Origin of the sequence: Flagellimonas algarum (genome assembly GCF_040513375.1) — a bacterium.
In the GTDB taxonomy this organism is placed as follows: Bacteria; Bacteroidota; Bacteroidia; order Flavobacteriales; family Flavobacteriaceae; genus Flagellimonas_B; species Flagellimonas_B algarum.
Map to the genome: position 1 here is coordinate 517,141 of NZ_JBEVTG010000001.1, position 25,265 is coordinate 542,405.

Consider the following 25,265-nt stretch of genomic DNA (forward strand, 5'->3'; position numbering starts at 1 on the left):
CCGTTGAAAAACAGCATCATGCCATACCAAGTGCCCGAACCGAAAATTTTTGCCTGTACCCAGAGTACCATACTGGGCGAAAAAATCGCGGCGGCTTATGGCACTGATCTGGGCAAGGTGAAGTTCTCGCGCTACAGCGATGGGGAGTTCCAACCTTCTTTTGAAGAGTCGATCCGTGGCGCCCGGATTTTTATCATCGGATCCACGAATCCAAGTTCTGAGAATTTAATGGAGATGTTGTTGATGCTCGATGCCGCAAAGCGGGCCTCGGCACGACATATCACGGCCGTCATGCCTTACTTCGGTTGGGCACGGCAAGATCGAAAGGACAAACCCAGGGTTCCTATCGCCGCCAAGTTGGTAGCGAAGATGTTGGAAGCCGCAGGGGCGACCCGGATCATCACCATGGACCTCCATGCGGATCAGATTCAGGGCTTTTTCGAAAAACCGGTCGATCACCTGTTCGCTTCTACCCTATTCCTTCCGTATTTGAAAGGATTGGGCCTAGACAACCTGTGCATCGCCTCACCCGATATGGGCGGATCGAAAAGGGCATACGCCTACTCAAAAGCCTTGGAGTGTGATGTGGTCATCTGTTACAAGCAGCGGGCAAAAGCCAATGTCATTTCGCATATGGAGTTGATCGGTGACGTACAGGGCAAGAACGTGGTGTTGGTCGATGATTTGGTCGATACCGCTGGTACCCTGACCAAAGCGGCCGACTTGATGATGGAACGTGGCGCCTTGAGCGTACGTGCGATCACCACGCATGGTTTGCTTTCAGGTCAAGCCTATGAGCGGGTCGAAGAATCGCGTTTGGAGGAATTGATCATCACCGACTCGATCCCCTTGACCAAACAGAGTGATAGCATCAGGGTGTTGGGTTGTGCGGAGCTTTTCGCGGATGTCATGCATCGCGTACATCACAATACATCGATCGCATCGAAATTTTTAATGTAAACAATTACTAAATATAATGAAGTCAATTACAATCAAAGGATCCCAAAGAGAAAGCGTGGGCAAGGTTTCGACCAAAGCCCTACGTAATGCTGGAAAGGTCCCTTGCGTACTTTACGGAGGGGAAAAACCGATACACTTTTCAGCGGATGAGCTATCGTTCAAAAAGCTAGTGTATACCCCCAATGCGTATACGGTAGTAATTGAACTTGAAAACGGTGAAAAATTGGATGCCATCATGCAAGACATCCAATTCCACCCGGTAACCGATAAAATCCTACACGTCGATTTTTACCAATTGTTCCAAGACAAGGCAGTGACCTTGGATATTCCGGTACGATTGGAAGGAAATTCACCAGGGGTACGAAACGGTGGTCGTTTGTTGTTCAGAAAGCGGAAGCTTTCCGTCAAAGCCCTACCGAACTTGTTGCCGGATGAAATTACCGTAGACATCTCAAAATTGCGAATCGGAGGTAAAGTGGCCGTAGAGACACTTCGAACAGAAGAATTTACCATCATGCACCCCGATAACATTACCGTCGTCCAAGTGAAAGCTTCCCGTAACGCCGTTGAGGACGAAGAGGAAGAAGAGGAAGAAGGTGGAGAAGAAGGTGCTGCTGCAGAAGCCGCTCCTGCTGAAGGCGCAGCCGAGTAAGCCCACGCAAATTGAAATCAAAGCATCCCATGCGCGCTACGTGCATCGGGATGCTTTCGTATTTTTGGACAAAGCAGTTTGAATGTTATCATGGTTACGCTCCTTATTTTCCACTACACCGGATACCCTACTCCATGAATCGGACCCTATGAAGAAATACCTCATCATCGGACTTGGAAATATCGGTGCCGAATACGACAACACCCGACACAATATCGGCTTTAAGGTCGTCGATGCCTTGATCGAAAACGAGGAGACTTCCTTCGAACCGGCAAAACTAGGCGCGGTGGCCAATTTTAAATTCAAAGGGAGGAGTGTGTTGTGTATCAAACCATCGACCTATATGAACCTTAGCGGTAAAGCCGTGGCGTATTGGATGGCAAAAGAAAAAGTGCCTCTTGAAAACGTTCTTATCGTAACCGATGACATCAACCTCCCTTTTGGGACCCTACGCCTCAAGACCAAGGGCAGTGATGGCGGACACAACGGCTTGAAAAACATCCAAAATGTATTACAGACCGCGCAATACCCACGTTTACGGTTCGGGGTAGGTTCCGAATTCAGTAAAGGAAAACAAGTTGACTACGTACTTGGTCAATGGAACGAATCGGAAGAAGCCGCACTCAATGAACGTTTGGAACGGACCACGGCACTTATCCGCTCGTTCATTTTCGCCGGTGTCAAAAATACCATGAACGCCTTCAACGGCACCTAATTCAACGCTTGAACACTTTTTGGGTCACCTTACGGTCTTCGAATTGCAAGACCACATAATACAAGCCCGAGGCAAAAGTTGAAAAATCAAGGTTCATCGGATTGGGCGGTTCCGAGACCGATTGCCGCTGCACCAGCACCCCATCGGCCGCGAACACCGACCATGACCGAAGACGGTCGGCACTGTTGAGCAGTACGTTCAAATCGGATTCGACCGGATTTGGGTAAAGTATGGCATCGGTACCGACCAATAAGGTTTCCGCATACGCTTCTTGACAATCAGATCCCGATTCGACTTGCAAGGTATTCACCCCCTCGTTCAAGGGCAACGTAAGGGAATTTTCAACCGTTTGGGTCGAGACCCCGTTCAAAAGGATGTTGAAAGAGGTAGCACCACCCAAAGCGAGGGTTAGGTTCGCTCCTGCATCGATTACGGTCGTACTTACCTGCAATGGGCCTGGCTCCGCGATGACCACTTCGAAACACGCTTCCCGAAAGGTCGTTTCGTTTTGCATCCCGGTTACACATAAGGTGTACGTACCGGGGGGCAAGCCGATGAATTGGGTCGAATCGCTAAAGGAACGATCGATCTGAATGCCGTTTCCGCTCAAACTACCCTGATAGGATATCGCGGTATCCGCCACACTGATTTCAAAGGCCCCATCGGTATTCTGCGGGCAGGAAAGCGCCAGGATAGCGATGGCAAAATTGTTATCCGGAAAATCCAACAAAGGACAGCCAGTACTGTCGACCGGCGTGCCCAAAGGCGTGCCCAGGCAAAGATCGTCGCCATCATCAAAAACGCCATCTTGATCGGCATCTGGGCGAAACTGTCCCTCAACGCAAAATTCCAAGCGCACGACATCAATGCTCCCACCATCAGAGGCGGCGGTATCTTCGACTTCTAGCTGCCATTCCCCCGACAAGAGTTCCCCATTAAAGGAAGACAAAGCACCCAAAGGCCGTACCATCCCATTGATGGCGGGGTTGTTGCCACATCCGAAAACAGGGCCGTCATCGTCAAAGGTGGCATTGATATCATTACGGCTCCCGCAATTTTTTGAAACTAGGGTAACCCGGGTTCCGGATGGGGAAATGAGACGAATGATCAGATCTTCCACAAAGGTGTGCGAAACGGCCAATTCGATATTGACATCCGCAATGACCAAAGCTTCGGCAAAACCGATAGTGGCCGTAACGGTATTCGCGTCATCTGGGGAAATTTCCAGAGGAAGGCCTGAAATCGAAAAGGTGTTGCAATTGATCGCGGTCGTCGTAAAGACAAAAGGTGCGGAGAATTCGCCTTCATCACAACCGTTCTTAGGCCTAACGCGCCAGTAATAATCGGTTTCCGCTTGCAATGGCGGTACGGCAAACCCCGATTGGTCGGTCGTGGCCGAAACGATGATGTTCGAAAACGTGATATCGGTCGCCAGTTCGATATCGTAAGAAGAAGCATTTGCTTGGGGATCCCACTGCAAAGTCGGTTGAAGACGCACACCGGTTTCACTATCTTGGGGCTGGTTCAACTCCAAAGGATCAAAGACGGTATTGCGAACGGCCAATTCCAATTCGTAACCCATGTCTTGCCCGCTCGTACTTGCCGTGACGGTTATCGAATAATCGCCAACGGCCAATCCATCCAAATCACTAAGCGTCAAAAGTACCGGCACATTGGTACCATTTACCGTAGCGGGGTCGAATACCGCACTCGCTCCTGCAGGAACGGAAGCATTGAGATCAACCGTTTCGGCACCCCCAACCGAACGCGTGAATGTAAATGGGATGGACAAGGTGTTGGGAAGGCAGACTTCGTATTGCAATTGGTCGAAATCCAAAACGAAATCACTGGCCGATATGGCAAATTCGGAAGCATTGACGGCATAGAATACCTGATTCCTAGCCTTGACCATGATCCGTGCATTGGAGGTCGCCGAATTCGGTAATTGTACCTGGGCCATACCGGAATTCGGGTGGTCTTCGGCCAAAAGGATGGAAAAATCGTTCCCCCCATCAAGCGAAAGGAAGATATCAACTGCCGTGGCGTTGATGGGTGCCCGATCGGTCAGGGCCACATCCCAAGTCACCGTTTCGATGCTGCCCCCTGACAAGGTGCCGGCATCCGCTTGCGAAGTCACCACGAACGGACCTGCCGCGTTCACCACTTGAACGTTCATTTGTTCGGAAACCACTTGGCCACCGCCAACCGCATTATCACGAACGGTGAGCGCAAAATTCAATTCACGCTCGCTATCGCTTGCGGTTTCCCAGGCTTCGTTTACTTGGGGATCCACTTGGCTCAATTGCCCTTGAAGCACCCTCGATAAGCTCGGAAAATAGCGCAAGCCTGTGTTCACAGGGGGAAGCGAACGAAAATTGGCACCCACTACATTATCCGGCCCAAACGTATCCGTAGTAACGACACCGTCATCGATCTGCTCCCAGCAATAGGTCAATACCGTTCCGGGATCGGAATCGGTGGCGGATCCTTCCAATACAAAGGCCGTTCCCTTTGGGATCACCACATCTTCAAGCGGGGCGATAACCGGCGGGGTATTGACCAAGTATGTCGTTGCGGCACAGCCCGCACCCTGTAAAACAGTGCTTATCTGGAGAATGCTGCCATAATGGAAATAATCATCGCCATTTAAAGCGACATTATTGCCCGCGACAATACCCGCATAACCCATGATGGTCGTTCCGCTGGCGGGTTCGTATTGCACCCCGGTACCTTCCGATTCAAAAGACCAGCTATGGTTGGCCCCGAACTGGTGGCCAAGTTCATGGGCCACATAATCAAGATCAAAGAGGTCGCCCTCAGGGATCAAGGCCGAAGAAAAGGCGCTTCCCTTGCGGCCATCGACACAGACCGAACCGATAAATCCGGCATTGCCGTTATCGACATCACGATGGAACAAGTGACCCACATCGTAATTCGCTTCCCCGATCTCATCGGTCAGGGTATTCTGCACCTGTACGTTCAAAGCGGTGGTATAGGGATCGGTATCGGCATCGGTGAAAATGACATCGGTGGTATTGGCTATCAGCTCAAGCCGGACTCCCAAATCGGTTTCGAAGACCTCATTGACCCGGGTCAAGGTACTGTTGATGGCCGCGAGCGCACCTGCAATCGTACCGCCATGGTATTCGGTATACTCCCCAGTGGTAGAAACCGCAAAACGGAACGTTCTCAAGGTTTGATCATCGATCGGGGGGTTGGGCCTCAGCTGCAATCCGCTTTGGAGCGCTTCGGTATGGCATTCGAAGGTTTTTGATCGACCGCTCCCATTTTGATAATTGGCATAACCCAGGGGGTCGTCGGATAAGGGCTCGATAAAACTACGCTTTCCGTTTTCGAGATCGACCATCAATACACTCACTTGGTCGGCAGCGGTACTAAAGCGCACCTTTCGTGACCGTTCGGCATCCCATCCAACATAGGCCTTGATATCGGGGTAGCGGCTTTGGAGCTTGGGATGGAAATTCGAACGCTCTTGCACTTGAAAGGCGTGTAATCGGCCGTCCCCGTCCGGAAAATACAACAGTCCCGTTTCGGAACCTTCAACCGCACCCAATGCGGCAAAGAACCGAGGGGCATCCAAAGTAAGGTAACGGGTATGGGTCGAATCGACTTGTCGCGCTAGGGAATTGGAGGATCGGACCTTCCAATATCCGTTCTGCGCAAGGCCACAAAAGCAGTAGAAAAATATGGTAAATGGGAAAACAAAATGTAACTTAGCTTTCATGCTCATTAAGGGCCTACCTAACCAAATGTAAGCCTTTTATTTTTTTACTTAGTGGAAACAATCCAAGGGATTTCCCAATTCAATTCAACGCTGCCGACGGTCATGACCATCGGAACTTTCGATGGGGTACATATCGGCCATCAAAGCATATTAAAACGCCTCATAAACAGTGCCAAAACCATGGGATTGCGCTCCGCAGTGCTCACTTTTTTCCCCCATCCGAGAATGGTATTGCAAAAAGATGCCGATATCAAACTCTTGAACACCCTTGAGGAAAAAAAAGCCATTTTGGCCGATCTGGGCATTGATTATCTGATCGTACATCCTTTCACCAAAGAGTTTTCAAGACTATCGGCTATGGAATTCGTACGCGATAATCTCGTCAACCAACTCAAGGTCAAGAAGGTGATCATCGGATACGACCATCGTTTTGGTCGCAACCGAAATGCCAGCATCCATGAGCTTCGAAATTTCGGAACCACCTTCGATTTCGAAGTGGAGGAAATACCGGCCCAAGAAATCGACGAGGTTTCGATCAGTTCCACCAAAATCAGGAATGCCCTAATGGACGGCAGGGTCGACGTCGCCAACACCTATTTAGGATATACCTATATGCTCAATGGCACGATAACCCGTGGCAAAGGACTGGGCAAACAAATCGGTTTTCCAACTGCGAATCTATATATTGCCGAACAACATAAATTGATACCGCAAAACGGGGTCTATGTGGTGCGGAGCGAGATTGACGGACAAGTTGTCAACGGCATGATGAACATCGGACTAAACCCGACCGTAGCTGGTGATAAGCGGAGCATCGAAGTGCACTATTTCGATATCGACCAAGACCTTTACGACACCAAGGTACAGGTACGTTTGATCAAAAAAATACGCGATGAGCGAAAGTTCGATTCTTTGGAGGCCCTACGCGAACAACTCCGGAAAGACCAAGCGACCTCAATGAACCTCATAAGCGATGAACGGTATTAAAGCCTTTCTTTTCAAACCCATAGACAACGCCCAACTGGTGGTCTTTCGGGTTTTTTACGGCCTATTGGTCTGTGCTGAATGCTTCGGTGCGATAGGTACAGGCTGGGTACGCCGCACACTTATCGAACCTCAATTCACCTTTTCGTTCATCGGTTTTGAATGGTTGCAACCCTTGCCCGGCAATGGCATGTACGGCTATTTTGCGGTCATGGGGGTTTTGGGGATCATGATTACCATCGGCTATCGGTACCGTTTCGCCGCTTTCGGATTCGCCTTTATGTGGGCAGGCGCCTATTTGATGCAGAAGACCTCCTACAACAACCACTATTATTTGTTGATGCTTTTGGCTTTTATCATGGGGTTCATGCCGGCCCATCGTGATGTATCGGTCGATGCCAAGTTAAGGCCAGGGTTTCGTCGCACCCACATGTACAACTATTTTCGATGGATCATCATTTTGCAATTGTTCATCGTGTATACCTATGCTTCCATTGCGAAGTGGTATGGTGACTGGCTCGATTTCAGTATCATCGAAATACTGATGCGCAGCAAAAAGGACTATGCGGTTATCGGGGAATTCATCCAACAAAAATGGGTCCATAAAATCGTGGCCGTTTTTGGGATTCTATTCGACTTCCTTGTCGTTCCGGGTTTATTGTGGAAACCGACCCGCAAGCTATTCTTCATACTCTCCATCTTCTTCCATCTGTTCAACAGTTTTGTGTTCCGGATCGGCATATTTCCCTACCTCTCATTGGCATTTTGTGTGTTCTTTTTCGATCCACAGACCATTCGAAACCTATTTTTGAAAAGGAAAGATCCCGAAATCCCGGATGCTGGCGATCAACCAAAAAGGGCACCAATATTGCTCGGGGCACTTTCGCTCTATTTTTTGGTCCAGCTCTTCTTGCCCCTTAGGCACCACACCTTCAAGGATGATGTGCTGTGGACCGAAGAGGGCCACCGTTTGAGCTGGCGAATGATGTTGCGCAGCCGAACGGGAATCATCAAATATCGGGTCGTCAACAAGGCGACCAAAGAGGAGTCCTTCATCGATCTAGACGATTACCTGACCAAAAAACAACGGCGAAAAGTCGGTGCCTACCCTGACTTTGCTTGGCAATTCGCACAACGCTTGAAAAGCGAATACGCCGAAAAAGGAATCGAAGTCAGTGTCTATGTCACCTCAAGGGCCAAGGTGAACGGTAGCCCGTATTACACCTTTATCGATCCCGAGGTCGATCTCGCAGCGGTACCATGGAAGCATTTTTCACATAACGAGTGGATTTTGCCCAGAGAAACCGAAGAAGACTAGTCTACAATGGGGCAAAGGCTTAAATTTGCCCTGCAAAACCGAAGCCATGTTGCAACTCCATAAAATCCGCGAACATAAAGACGCTTACATCAAGGCCTTGGAAAAACGGAACCTTGATGCCGCGACCCTTTTCGATACCGTCCTCGATCTCGATGGACAACGTAGGGCGACCCAAACCGAATTGGACAATACCCTAGCGGAATCGAACAAGCTCTCGAAAGAGATCGGTATGCTTTTCAAAAGTGGAAAAGCGGAAGAAGCCAATGCAATGAAGGCGAAGACCGCTGATTTGAAAGAGCGTTCAAAGGTGCTTTCCGAACGATTGCAACAGGTATCGGCTGAGTTGACCGAAGCGCTGTACCAAATCCCCAACGTTCCTGACGAATCCGTTCCGGCAGGCAATTCGGACGAAGACAATGAAGAGGTTTTCAAAGAAGGTACTATTCCCGAACTCAGCGCAGCGGCCCTACCCCACTGGGAGTTGGCCAAGAAATACGACTTGATCGATTTTGAATTGGGCGTTAAGATCAGCGGAGCTGGATTTCCGGTATATAAGGGCAAAGGGGCCCGATTGCAGCGGGCATTGATCGCCTATTTTTTGGATAAGAATACCGAAGCGGGCTACACCGAGATCCAGGTGCCGCATTTGGTCAACGAAGCTTCCGGCTACGGAACCGGGCAATTGCCCGATAAGGAAGGGCAAATGTACCACGTACAGGACGATAACCTGTATCTGATCCCGACCGCCGAAGTACCGATAACGAACATCTTCAGGAACAGTATCGTTAAAAAAGAGGATTTTCCGATCAAATTGACCGGTTACACCCCGTGTTTTCGAAGGGAAGCCGGCAGCTATGGAGCACATGTTCGCGGGTTGAACCGACTGCATCAATTCGACAAGGTCGAGATCGTACGGGTCGAACGGCCTGAAAATTCCTATGAGGCCCTCAACGCCATGGTCGAACATGTCAAAGGGATCTTGCGTGAATTGAAACTTCCGTTCAGGATCCTAAGGCTTTGCGGGGGCGATTTAGGCTTCACCTCGGCCTTGACCTTTGATTTCGAGGTCTTTTCAACGGCCCAGGATCGTTGGTTGGAGATTAGTTCCGTTTCGAATTTCGAAACCTTTCAAGCCAACCGCCTGAAACTGCGTTTTAAAGATGACGAGGGTAAGACCCAATTGGCGCATACGTTGAACGGAAGTTCACTGGCCCTACCCAGGGTACTTGCCGGCATCCTTGAAAACTACCAAACCGAAACCGGGATAGCGATTCCGGATGTGCTGGTACCCTATTGCGGCTTCGATAAGATCGATTAAGGTGATTTTCAGAATCGGTTAACATAAAAGGAGGGCATTCTCCGTTATCTTTAGACCGTGCGCATTTTTTTGCTTTCCATTTTCATCGTATTGGGTATTGGCCGGGTTTCGGCCCAAGATGATTTTTTGGCGAAACAGTATTTCAGCGACGGGGCCTTCGAAAAAGCCGTCGTTTTCTATGAAAAGCTGGTGGAACAAAACCCGAGGCGAACGGACTATGCAGAAGCCCTGGTCGCCTGCTACCAACAATTGGAGCGCTATACCGATGCGGAGTCCTTTCTTTTGAAAAAAGTAGGCGAGTCTTATGCCTTTCCGACCTTCTTGATCGAGTTGGGGTATAACTACACCATACAAAACGAAGCGGAACGCGCCCAAGAATACTACGACAGGGCCATTGCCAAAATCGAGGAAAACCCGAACTTCGGGTATGCCGTGGGGTATCGCTTCCAAAAATACGCCCTGCTTGACGAAGCGGTTCGGGCCTATACCAAAGCGATGTTCCTAAAACCCGAATTGAATTACAATTTTCAGTTGGCCCGTATTTACGGGGAACAGGGTGAGATCGAAAAAATGTACGCCTCCTACCTGACCCTGATTTCGGAAGGCAAATCTTCACGATCCAACGTGTTGCGCAATATCGAGGATTTCATTACCGATCGACCCGATAATGCGAACAACATCAAACTGCGGAGAATCCTATTGCAAAATGCCCAGAAGAACCCCGACCTGTTGTGGAATGAACTTTTGAGTTGGCTTTTTATCCAACAAAAACAATATGGCAGTGCCTTTGCGCAGGAGAAAGCGATTTTCAAACGTACCGAAGGCAGTTCTTCAGGACGATTGGAAAACCTGGGGGATATCTGTCTTGAAAATAAAGCGAACGACACCGCCTCGAAAGTATTCGGATTTTTGGTCGCCAACGCCAAGGAGCCCGTGGCCCGATTGAACGCCGAACTGCGATTGATCGAAATCGACTTGGACGCAACCGATAAAAAAGGATACGATGCCATAGACAAGCGGTATGGCAAACTGATCGAAGCTTATGGGTACCAAAGCAATACCTTGCAATTACAGATCGCATATGCCAATTTCCTGACCTTTACCTTGGAAAACCCGGAGCCGGCCGTGGCCATGCTGAAACAAGGCCTTCAGTTACCCCTCAGTCGGTATGCCAAGGCTTATTTGAAACTGGCCTTGGGCGACATCCTGGTTTTCGACCGAAAGTTCAATGAAGCCCTGATTTATTTTACCCAGATCCAAAAAAGCCTCAAAAACGATGTGCTAGGACAGGATGCCCGGTTCAAAGTCGCCCAGACCAGTTTTTACAAGGGTGATTTCGATTGGTCGTTAACGCAGTTGAAAGTGCTTCGTGGGTCGACCTCGCAATTGATCGCCAACGATGCCATGCAATTGAGTTTGTTGATCTCGGACAACTCTTTGGAAGATTCGACCCAGACCGCGTTAAAAAAGTATGCCCGTGCCGATTTTTTGGCGTATCAGCAAAAAAACGACCAGGCCATCACCGCTTTCGAAGAAATATTGGAGCTGCACAAAGGGGAGACCATCGAAGATGAGACCCTACTTCGGCAAGGCACCCTTTTGGAAGACCAAGGAAACTACGAAAAGGCACGAGTGAACTACCAAAAAATCGTCGAGTTCTATCCAGACGGAATCCTGGCCGATGACGCCCATTTCGCCCTAGGCGAATTGTATAGGACCGTCTTTGATGAACCCGAAAAAGCGCAGGTGCATTACGAAAAGATCATCTATAATTACCAAGACAGCTATTATTTTCCTGAAGCCCGCAAAAATTTTCGGGCCCTGCGTGGCGATTTTGTCAATTAATTGGTAATATTGGGTAACGACCCTAGTGATTTCCCTCCCCCAGCATTAGCAGGTTAATGAATCGAAGTGTTCTTATTTTTGAAAGCTAAACCGACTTTCAATGATCATTTACAACGTAACCATTAACATCGACGACGCGGTTCACGATGAATGGCTGGAATGGATGCAGCACAAGCATATTCCCGATATGTTGGCGACCGGAAAATTCACCGAAGCCAAACTGACCAAAGTCCTTTCGGATGAGGAAGTGGGGGGGCTTACCTATTCCATCCAATACCGCGTGAAAGATCGCGCCACATTGGAACGCTACTATCAAGAAGATTCCGAGGCGATGCGCGCTGATGGAAACCGTCGATTCGCTAACCGATTCGTTGCCTTTCGAACCGAACTTGAACTAATTAGCGAACAGCGTATTTGAGAGCAAAATACACCCAATATCTTTTCACCTACGGTACCTTGCAAGACGAAGTCGTGCAGCTTCGTGTTTTCGGGAGGAAACCGAAAAGCAAGGAGGCCAAGCTCAAAGGGTACCGCATTGCGGAAGAAAAGGTCATGGATCAGTATCCGACCATCGAACCCAGCGGTAATGCCGAAGCTTTCGTTACCGGCTTACTCATGCGGGTATCGAACCTTGAACTGTTCAATGCCGACGTGTATGAGACCCAGGCCTATAAACGAATAATGGTATCGGTGAATCCGCGAACAAAGGCGTGGGTATATATCGCCACTTTCGGCCTTTCTGAGTAACTTGCATCCAAACTCCTGCCAATGCCAAAGAACGGTAGAAAAAAGGATGAGGCGCCACTCGAGCGCAACCACACCGTCAAGGCAAAAAAATACCTTGGCCAGCATTTCCTCACCGACGAGAATATTGCAAAGAAAATTGCGGACACCCTCACCTTGGAGGGGTATTCCAACGTGCTTGAAATCGGACCGGGAACCGGGGTATTGACCAAATACCTCTTACAGAAGGATATCGATTTGGTCGCCATGGATGTGGATGAGGAATCAATCGTTTACCTCAACCATTCCTTTCCCCTTGAACATCCAAAACTCGTAGGGTCACAGGATCGGTTCCGGGTCATTGAAGCCGATTTCCTGAAATTCGACAACTACCTCCTTTTTGGTGATGAACCCTTCGCGATTACCGGTAATTTCCCCTACAACATCTCCAGCCAAATCGTGTTCAAAATGCTTGAAATGCGCGATCGCGTTCCAGAGTTTACGGGTATGTTCCAAAAAGAGGTCGCACAACGCATTTGTGAAAAAGAAGGCAATAAGCGCTATGGGATCCTATCGGTTTTGGTACAAGCCTTTTACGAGGCCGAATATCTATTTACGGTGCACCCGCAGGTATTCAACCCCCCTCCCAAAGTACAATCAGGGGTGCTGCGCCTGATCCGCAAACCACAGCAACGATTGGCCTGTGATGAACGGCTATTCGTCAAAGTGGTCAAAGCGGTGTTCAACCAAAGGCGCAAAACCATACGCAACGGATTGAAGCCGTTCGGGCTTTCCGAAAATCTTAAAGAAGATGCTATATTTGACCGACGCGCGGAACAACTGTCCGTTGCCGAATTTATAAGCTTGACAAAGCGAATTGAAGATGACGCCATTTAAACTCACCGATGAACTGGTAGAAAACATCCAGCTTTTGATCACCGATCAAAAAGATGCCGAGTTGCGTCGCATGATGAAGGAATTCCATTATGCCGATGTGGCCGAGATCGCCAATGAATTGGAAGAGGAGGAGGCCACCTATATCATCAAACTGCTCGATAGCGAAAAGACATCCGATGTCCTTACCGAATTGGACGAGGATATGCGTGAAGCGGTATTGAACAACCTTTCGGCCAAAGAGATCGCAGGAGAGCTCGAAGAACTCGACAGTGACGATGCTGCCGATATCGTAGGGGAGCTGCCCGATGAGATCGTGCAAGAGGTCATCTCGGAAATCGAAGATCGCGAACATGCGAAAGACATCGTCGAACTGCTTCGTTATGATGAAGATTCGGCAGGGGGCCTCATGGCCAAAGAGTTGGTCAAGGTGAACGAGAACTGGAACGTCTTGACTTGCGTGAAGGAAATGCGTGCCCAGGCCGAAAACGTGACCCGGGTACATTCGATCTATGTCGTAGATGACGAAGACAAATTGAAGGGTCGGCTATCGCTCAAAGACCTGTTGACCACTTCGACCAAGACCCATATCAAAGACGTCTATATTGCAAAGGTCGATTATGTCAATGTCAACGAAGATCCCGAAGAAGTGGCCAAAATCATGTCGAAATACGATTTGGAGGCCATACCCGTCGTTGATGAGATCGGCAGGTTGGTCGGGCGGATCACCATTGACGATATCGTGGATGTGATTCGGGAAGAGGCCGATAAGGACTATCAGTTGGCGGCCGGTATTTCACAGGATGTCGAAGCCGATGACAGCATTTGGGAATTGACCCGAGCACGGTTACCATGGCTGATCCTAGGGCTGTTCGGTGGTCTTGGGGCCGCCCTCATCATGGGAAGCTTTGAGACCATTGTCGAAAAGGCCCCCGAAATCCTATTTTTTACTCCCTTGATTGCGGCCATGGCCGGTAACGTCGGGGTGCAATCGAGTGCGATCATCGTTCAAGGCCTCGCCAATGACGACCTCAAGGGCAGTATCGCCAACCGGCTTTGGAAAGAAATGTTGTTGGCCTTATTGAACGGTTTGATATTGGCGGCCATTCTCTTATTGTTCACTTGGATCTGGAAAAATGATTTTGCCATTGCCTTGGCCATTTCGGCTTCGTTGGTGGCTGTGATCATCATTGCCGGTATCATCGGCACCTTCATACCGCTCTTCCTCGATAAACGGGGCATCGACCCGGCCATAGCCACCGGACCGTTCATTACGACCAGCAACGATATTTTCGGAATACTCATTTACTTCTGGATCGCGAAACTGATTTTAGGCATTTAAAGACCATTCCATGAAAGCGATAAACATCAAAGCGAAACATGCCGAGTTCACCGAACAATGGCATCCACATCAAATCGCTGTAGTCGATGATATGCAAGTGTTGTTGGCCAAACTACAGGGCGAATTCGTCTGGCATGCCCATGAGCATGAAGACGAACTTTTTCAGGTAATCAAGGGCACCTTGTACATGCAGTTCAGGGAGCGCACCGAAATCGTCAATGAAGGCGAATTGATCGTCGTGCCCAAAGGCGTGGAGCACAACCCGAAAACCAAAGAAGGCGAAGAAGTTCACGTACTGCTGTTCGAAAAATTGAGTACGGCCCACACCGGCGGGGTTACCCATGAAAAAACCAAGACCCACTACCCTGCAATTTAAAACAGTCCGTTCGGTTTGTACGACCGAACCGCGCACCGTCCATTAGGTTCCAATACGATCTAAATCGTAAATTGCGACCATACGCCTTTTCAATGAAAGTACTCCACTTAGATACCAACCACCCCCTGTTGCTCGATGAATTCGAAAAGTTGGGGTACGAAAACCACGAAGACTATACCGCACCCAAATCGGTCATCGAAGAAAAGATCCAACATTACGACGGCATCATCATCCGGAGTCGGTTTACCATTGACGCCCCTTTTTTAGACCGGGCCACTAAGCTCAAATTTATTGGACGTGTCGGTGCCGGATTGGAAAATATAGATGTCAAGTACGCCCGTGAAAAGGGCATCTTTATGGCCTCGGCACCTGAGGGAAATCGGAACGCGGTGGCCGAACATAACCTGGGAATGTTGCTTTCCTTGCTGAACCAATTGCCCAAGGCCAATCGCGAAGTCAAAAAAGGCATCTGGGATCGTGAGGGTAATCGTGGCAGCGAATTGGACGGCAAAACCGTCGGGATTATCGGCTACGGCAATATGGGCAAGGCCTTCGCCAAAAAACTGCGCGGCTTTGATGTGGAGATCATTTGTTATGATATCGTTGGTGGTGTGGGTGATGAAAACGCCCGGCAGGTGGGTATCATGGAGTTCCAACAACGATCCGATGTGGTCAGTTTGCATGTACCGCAAACGCCATTGAGCGAAGGAATGATCAATTTGGAATTCATCAATGAATTCAAAAAACCGTTTTGGCTTTTGAATACGGCCCGCGGAAAATGCGTCAATACCAAAGCATTGGTCGCCGCCTTAAAATCAGGGAAAATACTTGGAGCCGGACTTGATGTACTCGAGTACGAGAAAAAGTCATTCGAAGACTGGTTTACCAACAAACCGAAACCCTTTAAGTACCTTAAGAAGGCAAAAAACGTGCTACTGTCGCCCCATGTGGCGGGCTGGACGGTCGAGAGTAAAGAAAAGCTGGCGCAGACCATCGTGGATAAGGTAAAAGGACATTTTACGGAATAGCAAAAGATGAAGAAAACGGTTTTCATCTTTTCTTCTTTGATCATTGCCATACTGGCCCTCTTCCAAGTCAGCAAATACACCTATGCATCAGGCGATATGGCCATGGAAACCATTATCGCGCTTATCGCCGTCACATTTTTGTTATTGGGGATGTACCTCAACAAGCGAAGTTTGCGGAAAAAGGATGGGGATGATACCATCGATGAAAATAAAATCGAGGCCCTCGGTTTGAGTAAACGGGAATACGAAGTACTACAGCATATGGCCAAAGGCCAATCGAACAAGGAAATCGCAGACAGCCTGTTCCTTTCCGAAAGTACGATCAAGACCCATGTGTCAAACGTTTTGGTCAAACTCGATTGTAAGCGAAGGACACAGGCCATCCAAAAGGCCAAGGAGCTAAAAATCTTATAATCAGCTATTTTAGCACTTAAGTACTAGGCATTTGGTACTTTCGTATGAGTCCGAAAATGGACTTCGGACCTAATTTTGACACCTAACGATAAATCAAACCTTATGAAAAAAACAGTATGGAGATTCGGAATTTACGGGGCGGTGACCATTTGCGCCTTGTTCTTGCTAAGTTGGTTCATACCCAACCTCGACTACAGCTCGCAGGAAATCATCGGCTATATCGGTATCGTGGTTTCACTCGGGTTTGTATTCTTTGGCATCAAACACTTTCGTGACAACGAAAACGATGGTGTCATCCCATTTCGAAAAGCATTGACCATCGGAATTTTGATTACCCTGATCGTTGCCTTGGCCTTTGGCATGTTGGATATCATTTATGTCAAGATCTTGAACCCCGATTTTACAACGGAATATTACGACCGGATGATCGAAGACCTTCGTCAGACCGTACCCCCTGCGGAGTTCGAGGCAAAAGCCGCAGAAATCGAAGGGCAACGCGAGGTATTTTCCAACCCGCTATTCTCATTTTTGTTAATGGCCTTTACCGTGTTCATTATCGGCTTCATCATTTCACTGATTTCCGCATTGATCTTACAACGTAAATAAGAAGCCCATGACCATAGATGCAAAAACCGTAGCGGAGTACATTTCAAAAGTGCCCGAAGAGCGAAAAGCGGCGATAACCAAATTAAAGGATACGGTGAAAGAAAACCTTCCCGAAGGATTTGAAGAAGGGATTGGCTACAAGATGATCGCCTTTTACGTGCCGCATTCGGCATATCCAGCCGGGTACCACTGCGACCCCAAACTACCCTTGCCCTTTATCAATATCGCTTCACAGAAGAACTTCATAGCGCTCTACCACTCGGGTGTTTATGCCGATAAGGCCCTATTGGATTGGTTCGTGGCAGCATACCCCAAGCACGTTAAGACCAAATTGGATATGGGCAAAAGTTGCATCCGGTTCAAGAATCTGGATACCATCCCGTATGGATTGATCGGGGAACTCTGCCAGAAAATGACCCCGGAACAATGGGTCGCACTGTATGAAAAAAACATAAAACGATAACAATGGATAAACGCGTAACCGGATTGGGAGGCTTTTTTTTCAAGACCAAAGACCCCGATCATATCAAAACTTGGTACAAACAACATTTGGGTATCCCTACCGATCAATACGGCTGGACCTTTTGGTGGAAAGATAAGGACGGCAACGATTGTTCGACCCAATGGAGCCCGTTCAAGGAAGACACCACCTATTTCAAGCCTAGTGAAAAACAGTTCATGATGAACTTCAGGGTCGAAAACCTCGAAGCGCTGCTTGAGGTCCTTAAAAAAGAAGGGGTCACCGTAGTCGGTGAAATGGAAACCTATGATTACGGTAAGTTCGGTTGGATCCTAGACCCCGAAGGCAACAAATTGGAACTTTGGGAACCTGTTGATAAAGCTTTTCTCTAGCTATCGAAATAATTAGTACATTGAAGGCTGTTCAACCAACAAATTAGAATAACCATGTCTGAAGAAAAAAAAGATTTAGGTGATAAGGCCGAAGAAGCCTTTGACAAAGCCAAGGATGCGGCCAAAGATGCAGCAGGAGACGCCAAAGAAGCGGCCAGCGAATTCGCCGAGGGTGCCAAAGAAACCGCCAAGGAATTCAGTGAAGGTGTCAAAGACACCCTGAATACGGACAACAAGAAAATTTTGGCCGGTATTTTGGCCATCGTTTTGGGTGGTTTCGGAATCCACAAGTTCATTCTTGGATACACCAAAGAAGGCATCATCATGCTCGTCGCCACCGTGATCTTAGGGGTCATTACCTGTGGTATCGCAGGATGGGTCGTTTGGGTCATCGGTTTGATCGAAGGCATCATTTATCTGACCAAGTCGGATGAGGAGTTCTACAATACATACCAAGTAGGCAAAAAACCTTGGTTCTAAACACAAAAAGACCACAAAAAAACACTGTGGTCTTTTTTATTTCAATATATCATCGTAATATTGCAATATAAAATAAGTTATGGGCGTCACCAAAACCCACATGTTCACAGATCGGCAAAACGAATTGGCCACCATCGCCAAAGTCATGGCGCACCCGGCACGTATCGCCATCCTAGAATATATCAGCAAACAAGACCGCTGTATCTGCACCGACCTGGTCGATGTGATCGGATTGGCCCAACCCACGATTTCGCAACACCTCAATGAAATCAAAAAACTAGGCCTGCTCGAAGGGAACTTCGAAGGCAAGAACCTCTGTTATTGTATAAACCGCGAAAAATGGCTGGAACTCCAAGAACGGTTCAACAGCTTTTTTTCGACCATTCACCAAAATTGTTGTTGATCATGCAAACACACGAATTTTTAAGTCTATTGAACGAGCATAAGAACAAGGCGTTGTTGTTCGAATACTTGCCCGGCCTATTCGTCGGGGCCAATTACCACATTACCGAAGTCAAAAACGTGACCATCGACTCCGTTGATTGCGGCGCGGGAACCGATTTTTGGAAAGAAACCGTCATCCAACTTTGGGAGAGTCCACAAGAACAAGACAAAACCGAGTTCATGAAGGCCTTTAAAGCCTTGGGCATCTTGAACAAAGTTGATCGGATCAAACCTTTGGTACAAGACACCGAAGTGAAATTCGAATACAGCAATGCCGGATTTCACACTGCGCAACTATTTGTTAACGATTACGTATACAACGATGACAAGATTATCATTAAACTTGTCGCGAAGAAAACCGACTGCAAGGCCAAGGAAACCTGTGGGGTTCCGGAACCCGCAGTCGTTGGTGCCGAGTCGAGCTGTGCCCCGGGAAGCGGATGTTGTTAAACCAGCACCGATGATCATCAGGGAAATGAAAGCGGCGGATTGGGACGAAGTGGCCGAAATCTATAAAGCGGGCATCGCCACCGGATGCGCCACCTTTGAAACCAAGGTTCCTTCCTTTGCGGATTGGGATGCCGCCCACATCGACAGCTGTCGTCTAGTTGCCGAACATAACGACGGCCTTTGGGGCTGGGCGGCCTTATCACCGGTCAGTAGTCGCTGTGTGTACGGAGGTGTGGCCGAAGTCAGTGTGTATATCACTCCCGAAGCCAGGGGCAAAGGCGTAGGTAAAACCTTGATGCATCAGCTGATCGCGGCGAGCGAAGCCCAAGGCTATTGGACGTTGCAATCGGGGATATTCCCCGAAAATGAGGCCAGTATCAAATTACATGAGAAGGTCGGTTTTCGGTTTTTAGGAAAAAGGGAACGGGTAGGCAAAACGCATGAAGGGATCTGGAAAGACAATCTGCTCTTCGAACGCCGCAGCCAAACCGTCGGAATTGATTAACCATAACCTATCAAAAGAATGAAAAACGTATTGGTACTTTGTACGGGCAATTCTTGCCGAAGTCAAATGGCCCATGGTTATTTGAACTATTATCAAGCAGAGCTTGCCCATATATACAGTGCAGGTATAGAAACCCACGGCCTAAACCCCGGAGCAGTCGCCATCATGAAAGAAGACGGCGTAGACATTTCGAACCATACATCGAATCACGTCGATGAGTATGAAGGTATTTCTTGGGATTACATCATTACCGTCTGTGACCACGCTAAGGAAAACTGTCCGTTCATTCCGGCTGAAAACGCGCAGCGGTTGCACCATAATTTTTTCGACCCTTCAAAAGTCCAGGGTACCGAAACGGTGAAACACGATGCCTTTTTGAAAACCCGCAACGAGATCAAGGAGTTTTGTGAGACCTTTGTAAAAGAAGAGTTGGTCAACTAGGCGCTTGATCGGACATTTTTCGTTCCAACTCGGCCTGGAATTCCTCCATGACGGGTTTCACCGTACTTTCAGGCAAATCGGCGATTTTGATGTACATCAACCCATCCACCGAGTTGTTGAATAAAGGGTCGACATTGAAAGCGACGACCTTGGCGTTCTGCTTGATGTATTTTTTGATCAATACCGGAAGCCTCAGACTGCCCGGTTCGACCTCATCGATCAACCTGTCGAACTTGTTCAAATCCGCTTGGGTCTCATCGAAAATGAATTCCTTATCGGCATCTTTGAGCTGTACCTTGAATTCTTTTTTGGGACGGATGTATTGGGCGACATAAGGATCCCAGTAGTTCGATTTCATAAACTCGATCATCAAGGACTTCGAGAAATTCGAGAATTGGTTGCTGATGCTGACCCCGCCGATCAAGTATTTATGTTGGGGAAAACGCAAAGTAGTATGTACGATTCCTTTCCACAATAGGAATAGCGGCATGGGTTTCTGTTGGTATTCACTGATGATATAAGCCCTCCCCATTTCGATGGATTGTTCCATCATGCCATACAGTTCAGGCTCGAAACGAAAGAGATCCTGAAGATAGAAACCATCGATTCCGAACGATTTAAATATGTCTTTGCCCAAGCCCATTCGGTAGGCACCGACCACCGACTTTTCCTTATTGTCCCACAAAAACAAATGGTGGTAGTACGAATCGAAAGCATCAAGGTCGATGGCATTGTTGGTACCTTCCCCAATGGCCCTAAAAGTGATCTCTCGCTGCCTGCCGATTTCCTTCAGCAAGAAAGGCATGTCTTTTTCCTGGGCCAAAAAGACCTCGTAGTCCTTACTCTGTAACAAGCGGGCTTCTTTTTCCCGTAAAATCTTGATTTCCCCTTCGAGCACCTCGGTGCGCACGGCCGATGCGATTTTTTTCGGCGCCTTGGGAATCTTGATACTGGTAGGCACCTTGTCAATTAGGCGTTCCTTTTCGAAGACATTCGCCAGCAAATAGGTCTTTCGTCGCAAGAGCGCGGCGAAATCCTCCAAACTTTCCTCTTGCTTTTGGGCGGCGACGCTGATGGGTTGCCCGATTCGGACCTTGATGGGGCGCCGGCTTTGTGTCGTCAATTCGGAAGGCAATTTGGCGGTACGGAATACATCGCTGATCTTCGAAAGCCGATAAAACAAGCGACTGTTTCGAGCATGGAAATAAATGGGCACTACCGGTACTTCGGATTTGCGGATCAATTTGAGCGCCGCTTCTTCCCAGGGTTTGTCGACCACTAATTTCCCTTCCTTGTAGGTAGAGACTTCCCCCGCCGGGAATACCCCTAACGGATGGCCATCTTTCAAATGTTGTAAGGCATTTTTGAAACCGCTGACACTGCTTTTCACATCCTTATGCCCTTCGAAAGGGTTCACCGGCATGATATACGGTTTCAAAGGGGCGATCCGATGAAGTAGAAAGTTCGCGATGATCTTAAAATCGTCACGTTGGCCCAACATCAACTTCAACAACAAAACACCGTCGATACCACCCAATGGATGGTTCGAAATCGTAATAAACGGACCGTCTTTGGGCAGTCTTTTCAATTCGGCCTCGACCATATCGAAGTCGATTTCATAATGATCCAGTATCGCTTCGCAGAATTCTGGGGCAGCAAGTTCTTTGTGCTTGCTGTAAAAATTGTTCATGGTCGAAATGCGGGTGATCTTCATCAACAGCCAGCCGACGAAGGTTCCAAAAATCCCGTATTTATCCAAGTGGATGACCTTGGCGACCTCTTTTGCAGAAACCAGCCCCATTTGATTGATTTAGTATCGGTAAATATAGAAAATTAGCCGTACTGAATTTGAAAAATCCTTATTTGACGACCAACTGCACGGTTTCTTTCCCGCGTTGTTCAACCAAAACGTCAAAACCGTTTAACACGGATGCCACAGAGGCGTCATCGAAATGTCGGATGGTATACAAGGCGACGTTTTCATGGCAGTTCACTTTGAACTTCTCCTCCAAGGCCGGCAACAGTGTTTTCAATCCGTCGAATTTGTTGTCAAGGCAGACCGAAAAACTAATCGCCGAGTTTTGAATGAGGTCGACCTTCAAACGGTGTTCATGGAAATGTTTGAAAAGCGCGCTGATATTGTCTTCGACGATGAAGGAAAAGTCCTTTGACGATAATTTCAACAGCACTTGGTCCTTCTTCACAATGAAGCAAGGCACTTCAGGTGAGATCTTGACCCCCTTACCGACCTGTGTACCCGCTTCGCCGGGCTCAAGAAACGATTTAACGTGCAGTGGAATTTCTTTTCGCTGCAGTGGTTGCAAGGTTTTCGGGTGGATGACCGATGCCCCGTAAAATGCCAATTCAATGGCTTCGCGGTAGCTGATATGTTCCAATTTCCGGGTTTCCTTGAAGTGTCTTGGATCGGCGTTGAGCACCCCCGGTACGTCTTTCCAAATCGTGACCGAGGAAGCGTTGAGACAATACCCCAAAATCGCTGCCGTATAGTCGGATCCTTCCCTGCCCAAGGTGGTGGTAAAGTTATTTTCATCACTCCCCAAAAATCCCTGGGTGATGTTCAGGGTCTTGGTATCGATTTTAGATCGCACCTGACGTTCGGTAGTCTCCCAATCCACTTTGGCATCACGATAGGCACTATCGGTCTTGATCAACCCCCTCACATCGACCCATTGGTTGGCGATCCCTACCTCGTTCAAATAACCGCTAACGATAGTCGTTGAGATCAGTTCCCCATAACCGACCACCTGATCGTAAACGAAGGCGTATTTTGGGGATTTGTTCCACAACAGAAATCCCCTGAACTCTTCGATCAACAAGTTCAACTTGTGGTGTATTTCATGGTTTCGGACCTCGAAGAGGGCATTGACGATCTCTTTATGGTAATCGGCCACCTCTTGGATCTTACTGTCCAATTGCTTTTTATCGTCGAAATAGGCTTTGACGACCGCCTCCATGGCATTGGTGGTCTTGCCCATGGCCGATACGACCATCAAGGTGTTTTCATGCCCTGTGGTCTTAAGTACGTTCACCACGTTTTTTACCCCTTCGGCATCCTTTACCGATGCCCCTCCAAACTTGAAAATCCTCATTGGTCCAAGAAGTTTTTTATCCCGTTGGCATCCAGCTGCACCACATCCCAGTCGCGCATGACTTTCGCCCCTTTCGATTCGTAAAATTTAATGGCGGGCTCGTTCCAATCCAACACCTCCCAACTCACCCGTTTGGCCTGTCTTTCATCAGCATATGACACCACGGCCTTCAATAAGGCGGTACCCAATCCGCTTCCGCGCATTTTCTCGGTGACGATCAGGTCTTCCAAATGCACCACGCGTCCCTTCCAGGTAGAATACCGTTCGAAAACCAAGGCGATACCGACCACCTCCTTTTCGGCCTCGGCCACGAAGCAGTGGAAGCGTTTTTCGGCCCCGAATCCATCGGCAATCAAATCGGTCGACGTGACCTCGACCTCATCCAGCTCGTTCTCATAAGAGGCCAGCTCTTTGATCAAGCCCAAAACATTGTCCATATCTTCAGCGACCGCGTCGCGAATACTGTAATCCATAGTTGTTACAAATAAAACACAAAGTTATAATATCAAACAACAATAGCCTTTCGAAAACGTTATCGTATCACAAAATGGACGATATTTGTCCCTAAATAAACAGCCTGATTTTAATGGATAAAAAAAACAAGACCCTTGGTGAATTCATCATTGAAAACCAATCCGATTTTCAATATTCGACCGGAGAACTCTCTAAACTGATCAATGCCATACGTTTGGCGGCCAAAGTGGTCAACCACGAGGTGAACAAGGCCGGTTTGGTCGATATTCTTGGGGATGCGGGCGATACGAATATCCAGGGGGAAGATCAGAAGAAGTTGGATGTCTTGGCCAATGAAAAATTTATCCAAACCTTGAGAAACCGCGAAATCGTATGTGGTATCGCTTCGGAAGAGGAAGACGATTACATCACCATCAACAGTATTGACGAGAACCATCAGAACAAATACGTGGTCTTGATCGATCCCTTGGATGGTTCAAGCAACATCGACGTCAACGTCTCGGTGGGGACCATTTTTTCTATTTATCGAAGGATCACCCCTGTCGGCACACCGGTTACCCTTGCCGACTTTCTACAGCCCGGAGACAATCAAGTTGCCGCGGGTTATGTGATTTACGGAACCTCGACCATGCTGGTCTATACCACCGGCAATGGGGTGAACGGGTTTACCCTCAATCCTGCCATTGGCACGTTCTACCTCTCACATCCGAACATGCGCTTTCCTGAAGACGGCAAGATCTATTCGGTCAACGAGGGCAACTACATCCATTTTCCCCAAGGGGTCAAGGATTATATCAAATACTGCCAAAAGGAAGAAGGCAATCGGCCGTATACTTCGCGTTACATCGGCTCTTTGGTTTCCGATTTCCACCGCAATATGATCAAAGGGGGTATTTATATGTACCCGAAAAGCAGCAAGGCATCGAACGGAAAGTTGCGGTTGCTCTACGAATGCAACCCCATAGCTTTGGTCGCGGAACAAGCTGGGGGTAAGGCCAGTGACGGTCAACGCAGGATCCTTGAAATCGAACCTTATGAACTACACCAAAGGGTACCCTTCTTTTGCGGGAGTAAGAATATGGTCGAAAAAGCCGAGGAATTTATGAATGGCTGACCTATTTGTCCAACAAGTATTGGTAATCTTCGAAAGCGATCTGACCGCAGAAAATAGCGAATGATTTTTTGATCAAGGCCTTGGCGGCATCGGGAGCGTATCCCAATCCGATGGCATACCTTTCGATAAGCCGTTCCTGATCTTCATCGATATGGTGATCGGCAAAGGCCATTTTAAAGAAATCGAACATTCGCTTCAAACGTTTCTCCCCACTATGCGGGGTTTCGATCGGATATTGGTTCTCTTTCTTCATTACCTCCTTGTACTCGGCTTCGGAAATGTTCAATTTGAAGGCGAACTTATCCAATATCGCTTTTTCTTCAGGGCTCACTTCCCCGTCTACCGCGGCCAAACTTGCCAAAGTGGCGAAGTGCGCCAAGTTCCGTCGTTGTTCGCTATGTTCGTAAAGATCTAAAATGGGCATGATTCAAAATTTCTAGGGCAAATATACTCCTTATGGTAAAAGCATGCCCCT

The 25,265-nt window shown here is 48.2% G+C and carries 28 protein-coding genes; 23 read left to right on the forward strand and 5 right to left on the reverse strand.

Annotated features, from left to right (window positions below):
• Positions 1-18: 18 nt before the first annotated feature.
• The 3 genes from ABV409_RS02395 to pth all read left to right on the forward strand — a co-directional run bounded on the left by ABV409_RS02395 (position 19) and on the right by pth (position 2,327).
• Positions 19-960: a ribose-phosphate pyrophosphokinase gene (locus ABV409_RS02395; RefSeq protein WP_353875944.1), complete on the forward strand. Its 942-nt coding sequence runs from the start codon at positions 19-21 to the stop codon at positions 958-960.
• Between the two features lie 16 nt (positions 961-976).
• Positions 977-1,612, forward strand: a complete 636-nt coding sequence (locus ABV409_RS02400; RefSeq protein ID WP_353875945.1) for a 50S ribosomal protein L25/general stress protein Ctc — start codon at positions 977-979, stop codon at positions 1,610-1,612.
• A gap of 82 nt (positions 1,613-1,694) precedes the next feature.
• On the forward strand, positions 1,695-2,327 hold the full coding sequence (gene pth / locus ABV409_RS02405; RefSeq protein WP_353875946.1) for an aminoacyl-tRNA hydrolase: 633 nt from the start codon (positions 1,695-1,697) through the stop codon (positions 2,325-2,327).
• 1 nt (position 2,328) lies between these two features.
• Here the strand turns inward: pth and ABV409_RS02410 are convergent, their stop codons facing one another.
• The gene (locus ABV409_RS02410) at positions 2,329-6,072 is read right to left on the reverse strand and encodes a reprolysin-like metallopeptidase (RefSeq protein ID WP_353875947.1); all 3,744 of its coding nucleotides are present in this window, start codon (positions 6,070-6,072) and stop codon (positions 2,329-2,331) included.
• A gap of 51 nt (positions 6,073-6,123) precedes the next feature.
• On the opposite strand from ABV409_RS02410, the gene ABV409_RS02415 reads away from it, so the two are divergent.
• From ABV409_RS02415 to ABV409_RS02505, 19 genes are all read left to right on the forward strand, one after another.
• Positions 6,124-7,059 carry a bifunctional riboflavin kinase/FAD synthetase gene (locus tag ABV409_RS02415; protein ID WP_353875948.1) on the forward strand — a complete coding sequence of 312 codons (936 nt, stop codon included), beginning with the start codon at positions 6,124-6,126 and terminating at the stop codon, positions 7,057-7,059.
• Positions 7,046-8,374, forward strand: a complete 1,329-nt coding sequence (locus ABV409_RS02420) for an HTTM domain-containing protein (RefSeq protein ID WP_353875949.1) — start codon at positions 7,046-7,048, stop codon at positions 8,372-8,374. Before ABV409_RS02415 ends, ABV409_RS02420 begins: the two co-directional genes overlap by 14 nt.
• Positions 8,375-8,420: 46 nt before the next feature.
• Complete coding sequence (gene serS / locus ABV409_RS02425; protein WP_353875950.1) at positions 8,421-9,692, forward strand: serine--tRNA ligase; 1,272 nt, start codon at positions 8,421-8,423, stop codon at positions 9,690-9,692.
• Positions 9,693-9,749: 57 nt separating this feature from the next.
• Complete coding sequence (locus tag ABV409_RS02430; RefSeq protein WP_353875951.1) at positions 9,750-11,537, forward strand: tetratricopeptide repeat protein; 1,788 nt, start codon at positions 9,750-9,752, stop codon at positions 11,535-11,537.
• A 100-nt stretch (positions 11,538-11,637) separates the two neighbouring features.
• Positions 11,638-11,955, forward strand: a complete 318-nt coding sequence (locus ABV409_RS02435; protein ID WP_353875952.1) for a DUF4286 family protein — start codon at positions 11,638-11,640, stop codon at positions 11,953-11,955.
• Positions 11,952-12,284 carry a gamma-glutamylcyclotransferase family protein gene (locus ABV409_RS02440; RefSeq protein WP_353875953.1) on the forward strand — a complete coding sequence of 111 codons (333 nt, stop codon included), beginning with the start codon at positions 11,952-11,954 and terminating at the stop codon, positions 12,282-12,284. Before ABV409_RS02435 ends, ABV409_RS02440 begins: the two co-directional genes overlap by 4 nt.
• Positions 12,285-12,305: 21 nt before the next feature.
• Positions 12,306-13,157, forward strand: a complete 852-nt coding sequence (rsmA, locus tag ABV409_RS02445; RefSeq protein WP_353875954.1) for a 16S rRNA (adenine(1518)-N(6)/adenine(1519)-N(6))-dimethyltransferase RsmA — start codon at positions 12,306-12,308, stop codon at positions 13,155-13,157.
• Positions 13,144-14,496 (forward strand): magnesium transporter, encoded by a 1,353-nt coding sequence (gene mgtE, locus ABV409_RS02450; RefSeq protein WP_353875955.1) that lies wholly within the window; start codon positions 13,144-13,146, stop codon positions 14,494-14,496. The genes rsmA and mgtE overlap by 14 nt, the downstream gene beginning before the upstream one ends.
• A gap of 10 nt (positions 14,497-14,506) precedes the next feature.
• A complete protein-coding gene (locus ABV409_RS02455) occupies positions 14,507-14,872 on the forward strand; it encodes a cupin domain-containing protein (protein ID WP_353875956.1) in 366 nt (121 codons plus the stop codon).
• A gap of 92 nt (positions 14,873-14,964) precedes the next feature.
• Positions 14,965-15,900 carry a 2-hydroxyacid dehydrogenase gene (locus tag ABV409_RS02460; protein WP_353875957.1) on the forward strand — a complete coding sequence of 312 codons (936 nt, stop codon included), beginning with the start codon at positions 14,965-14,967 and terminating at the stop codon, positions 15,898-15,900.
• Between the two features lie 6 nt (positions 15,901-15,906).
• A complete protein-coding gene (locus ABV409_RS02465) occupies positions 15,907-16,314 on the forward strand; it encodes a response regulator transcription factor (RefSeq protein ID WP_353875958.1) in 408 nt (135 codons plus the stop codon).
• A gap of 102 nt (positions 16,315-16,416) precedes the next feature.
• On the forward strand, positions 16,417-16,920 hold the full coding sequence (locus ABV409_RS02470) for a DUF4199 domain-containing protein (protein ID WP_353875959.1): 504 nt from the start codon (positions 16,417-16,419) through the stop codon (positions 16,918-16,920).
• A gap of 7 nt (positions 16,921-16,927) precedes the next feature.
• Complete coding sequence (locus ABV409_RS02475) at positions 16,928-17,383, forward strand: DUF1801 domain-containing protein (RefSeq protein ID WP_353875960.1); 456 nt, start codon at positions 16,928-16,930, stop codon at positions 17,381-17,383.
• 2 nt (positions 17,384-17,385) lie between these two features.
• The gene (locus tag ABV409_RS02480; RefSeq protein WP_353875961.1) at positions 17,386-17,772 is read left to right on the forward strand and encodes a VOC family protein; all 387 of its coding nucleotides are present in this window, start codon (positions 17,386-17,388) and stop codon (positions 17,770-17,772) included.
• A gap of 54 nt (positions 17,773-17,826) precedes the next feature.
• Positions 17,827-18,252 (forward strand): TM2 domain-containing protein, encoded by a 426-nt coding sequence (locus ABV409_RS02485; RefSeq protein WP_353875962.1) that lies wholly within the window; start codon positions 17,827-17,829, stop codon positions 18,250-18,252.
• Between the two features lie 79 nt (positions 18,253-18,331).
• Positions 18,332-18,655, forward strand: a complete 324-nt coding sequence (locus tag ABV409_RS02490) for an ArsR/SmtB family transcription factor (protein WP_353875963.1) — start codon at positions 18,332-18,334, stop codon at positions 18,653-18,655.
• A 2-nt stretch (positions 18,656-18,657) separates the two neighbouring features.
• Positions 18,658-19,146: a DUF6428 family protein gene (locus tag ABV409_RS02495; RefSeq protein ID WP_353875964.1), complete on the forward strand. Its 489-nt coding sequence runs from the start codon at positions 18,658-18,660 to the stop codon at positions 19,144-19,146.
• Positions 19,147-19,156: 10 nt separating this feature from the next.
• Positions 19,157-19,651, forward strand: coding sequence for a GNAT family N-acetyltransferase (locus tag ABV409_RS02500; protein ID WP_353875965.1), 495 nt, complete (start codon positions 19,157-19,159; stop codon positions 19,649-19,651).
• Between the two features lie 18 nt (positions 19,652-19,669).
• Positions 19,670-20,092: an arsenate reductase ArsC gene (locus tag ABV409_RS02505; RefSeq protein ID WP_353875966.1), complete on the forward strand. Its 423-nt coding sequence runs from the start codon at positions 19,670-19,672 to the stop codon at positions 20,090-20,092.
• Here the strand turns inward: ABV409_RS02505 and ABV409_RS02510 are convergent.
• From ABV409_RS02510 to ABV409_RS02520, 3 genes are read right to left on the reverse strand one after another with little or no spacing between them, the layout of a single operon-like run.
• On the reverse strand, positions 20,085-21,893 hold the full coding sequence (locus ABV409_RS02510) for a GNAT family N-acyltransferase (RefSeq protein WP_353875967.1): 1,809 nt from the start codon (positions 21,891-21,893) through the stop codon (positions 20,085-20,087). The genes ABV409_RS02505 and ABV409_RS02510 overlap by 8 nt on opposite strands.
• A 58-nt stretch (positions 21,894-21,951) precedes the next feature.
• Positions 21,952-23,202, reverse strand: coding sequence for an aspartate kinase (locus ABV409_RS02515; RefSeq protein WP_353875968.1), 1,251 nt, complete (start codon positions 23,200-23,202; stop codon positions 21,952-21,954).
• Complete coding sequence (locus ABV409_RS02520; protein WP_353875969.1) at positions 23,199-23,675, reverse strand: GNAT family N-acetyltransferase; 477 nt, start codon at positions 23,673-23,675, stop codon at positions 23,199-23,201. Before ABV409_RS02520 ends, ABV409_RS02515 begins: the two co-directional genes overlap by 4 nt.
• A gap of 113 nt (positions 23,676-23,788) precedes the next feature.
• On the opposite strand from ABV409_RS02520, the gene fbp reads away from it, so the two are divergent.
• On the forward strand, positions 23,789-24,790 hold the full coding sequence (gene fbp / locus ABV409_RS02525; protein WP_353875970.1) for a class 1 fructose-bisphosphatase: 1,002 nt from the start codon (positions 23,789-23,791) through the stop codon (positions 24,788-24,790).
• 1 nt (position 24,791) lies between these two features.
• On the opposite strand, the gene ABV409_RS02530 is transcribed toward fbp, so the two are convergent.
• A complete protein-coding gene (locus ABV409_RS02530) occupies positions 24,792-25,214 on the reverse strand; it encodes a TerB family tellurite resistance protein (protein WP_353875971.1) in 423 nt (140 codons plus the stop codon).
• Positions 25,215-25,265 lie beyond the last annotated feature (51 nt).

Coding starts and splice junctions, on each gene's coding strand:
- ABV409_RS02505 (WP_353875966.1), top strand. CDS start 19,670: ATGAAAAACGTATTGGTACTTTGTACGGGCAATTCTTGCCGAAGTCAA.
- ABV409_RS02420 (WP_353875949.1), top strand. CDS start 7,046: ATGAACGGTATTAAAGCCTTTCTTTTCAAACCCATAGACAACGCCCAA.
- ABV409_RS02465 (WP_353875958.1), top strand. CDS start 15,907: ATGAAGAAAACGGTTTTCATCTTTTCTTCTTTGATCATTGCCATACTG.
- pth (WP_353875946.1), top strand. CDS start 1,695: ATGTTATCATGGTTACGCTCCTTATTTTCCACTACACCGGATACCCTA.
- fbp (WP_353875970.1), top strand. CDS start 23,789: ATGGATAAAAAAAACAAGACCCTTGGTGAATTCATCATTGAAAACCAA.
- ABV409_RS02435 (WP_353875952.1), top strand. CDS start 11,638: ATGATCATTTACAACGTAACCATTAACATCGACGACGCGGTTCACGAT.
- rsmA (WP_353875954.1), top strand. CDS start 12,306: ATGCCAAAGAACGGTAGAAAAAAGGATGAGGCGCCACTCGAGCGCAAC.
- ABV409_RS02495 (WP_353875964.1), top strand. CDS start 18,658: ATGCAAACACACGAATTTTTAAGTCTATTGAACGAGCATAAGAACAAG.
- ABV409_RS02470 (WP_353875959.1), top strand. CDS start 16,417: ATGAAAAAAACAGTATGGAGATTCGGAATTTACGGGGCGGTGACCATT.
- mgtE (WP_353875955.1), top strand. CDS start 13,144: ATGACGCCATTTAAACTCACCGATGAACTGGTAGAAAACATCCAGCTT.
- ABV409_RS02500 (WP_353875965.1), top strand. CDS start 19,157: ATGATCATCAGGGAAATGAAAGCGGCGGATTGGGACGAAGTGGCCGAA.
- ABV409_RS02395 (WP_353875944.1), top strand. CDS start 19: ATGCCATACCAAGTGCCCGAACCGAAAATTTTTGCCTGTACCCAGAGT.
- ABV409_RS02490 (WP_353875963.1), top strand. CDS start 18,332: ATGGGCGTCACCAAAACCCACATGTTCACAGATCGGCAAAACGAATTG.
- ABV409_RS02480 (WP_353875961.1), top strand. CDS start 17,386: ATGGATAAACGCGTAACCGGATTGGGAGGCTTTTTTTTCAAGACCAAA.
- ABV409_RS02485 (WP_353875962.1), top strand. CDS start 17,827: ATGTCTGAAGAAAAAAAAGATTTAGGTGATAAGGCCGAAGAAGCCTTT.
- ABV409_RS02530 (WP_353875971.1), bottom strand. CDS start 25,214: ATGCCCATTTTAGATCTTTACGAACATAGCGAACAACGACGGAACTTG.
- ABV409_RS02520 (WP_353875969.1), bottom strand. CDS start 23,675: ATGGATTACAGTATTCGCGACGCGGTCGCTGAAGATATGGACAATGTT.
- ABV409_RS02455 (WP_353875956.1), top strand. CDS start 14,507: ATGAAAGCGATAAACATCAAAGCGAAACATGCCGAGTTCACCGAACAA.
- ABV409_RS02510 (WP_353875967.1), bottom strand. CDS start 21,893: ATGGGGCTGGTTTCTGCAAAAGAGGTCGCCAAGGTCATCCACTTGGAT.
- ABV409_RS02410 (WP_353875947.1), bottom strand. CDS start 6,072: ATGAAAGCTAAGTTACATTTTGTTTTCCCATTTACCATATTTTTCTAC.
- ABV409_RS02400 (WP_353875945.1), top strand. CDS start 977: ATGAAGTCAATTACAATCAAAGGATCCCAAAGAGAAAGCGTGGGCAAG.
- ABV409_RS02460 (WP_353875957.1), top strand. CDS start 14,965: ATGAAAGTACTCCACTTAGATACCAACCACCCCCTGTTGCTCGATGAA.
- ABV409_RS02515 (WP_353875968.1), bottom strand. CDS start 23,202: ATGAGGATTTTCAAGTTTGGAGGGGCATCGGTAAAGGATGCCGAAGGG.
- serS (WP_353875950.1), top strand. CDS start 8,421: ATGTTGCAACTCCATAAAATCCGCGAACATAAAGACGCTTACATCAAG.
- ABV409_RS02475 (WP_353875960.1), top strand. CDS start 16,928: ATGACCATAGATGCAAAAACCGTAGCGGAGTACATTTCAAAAGTGCCC.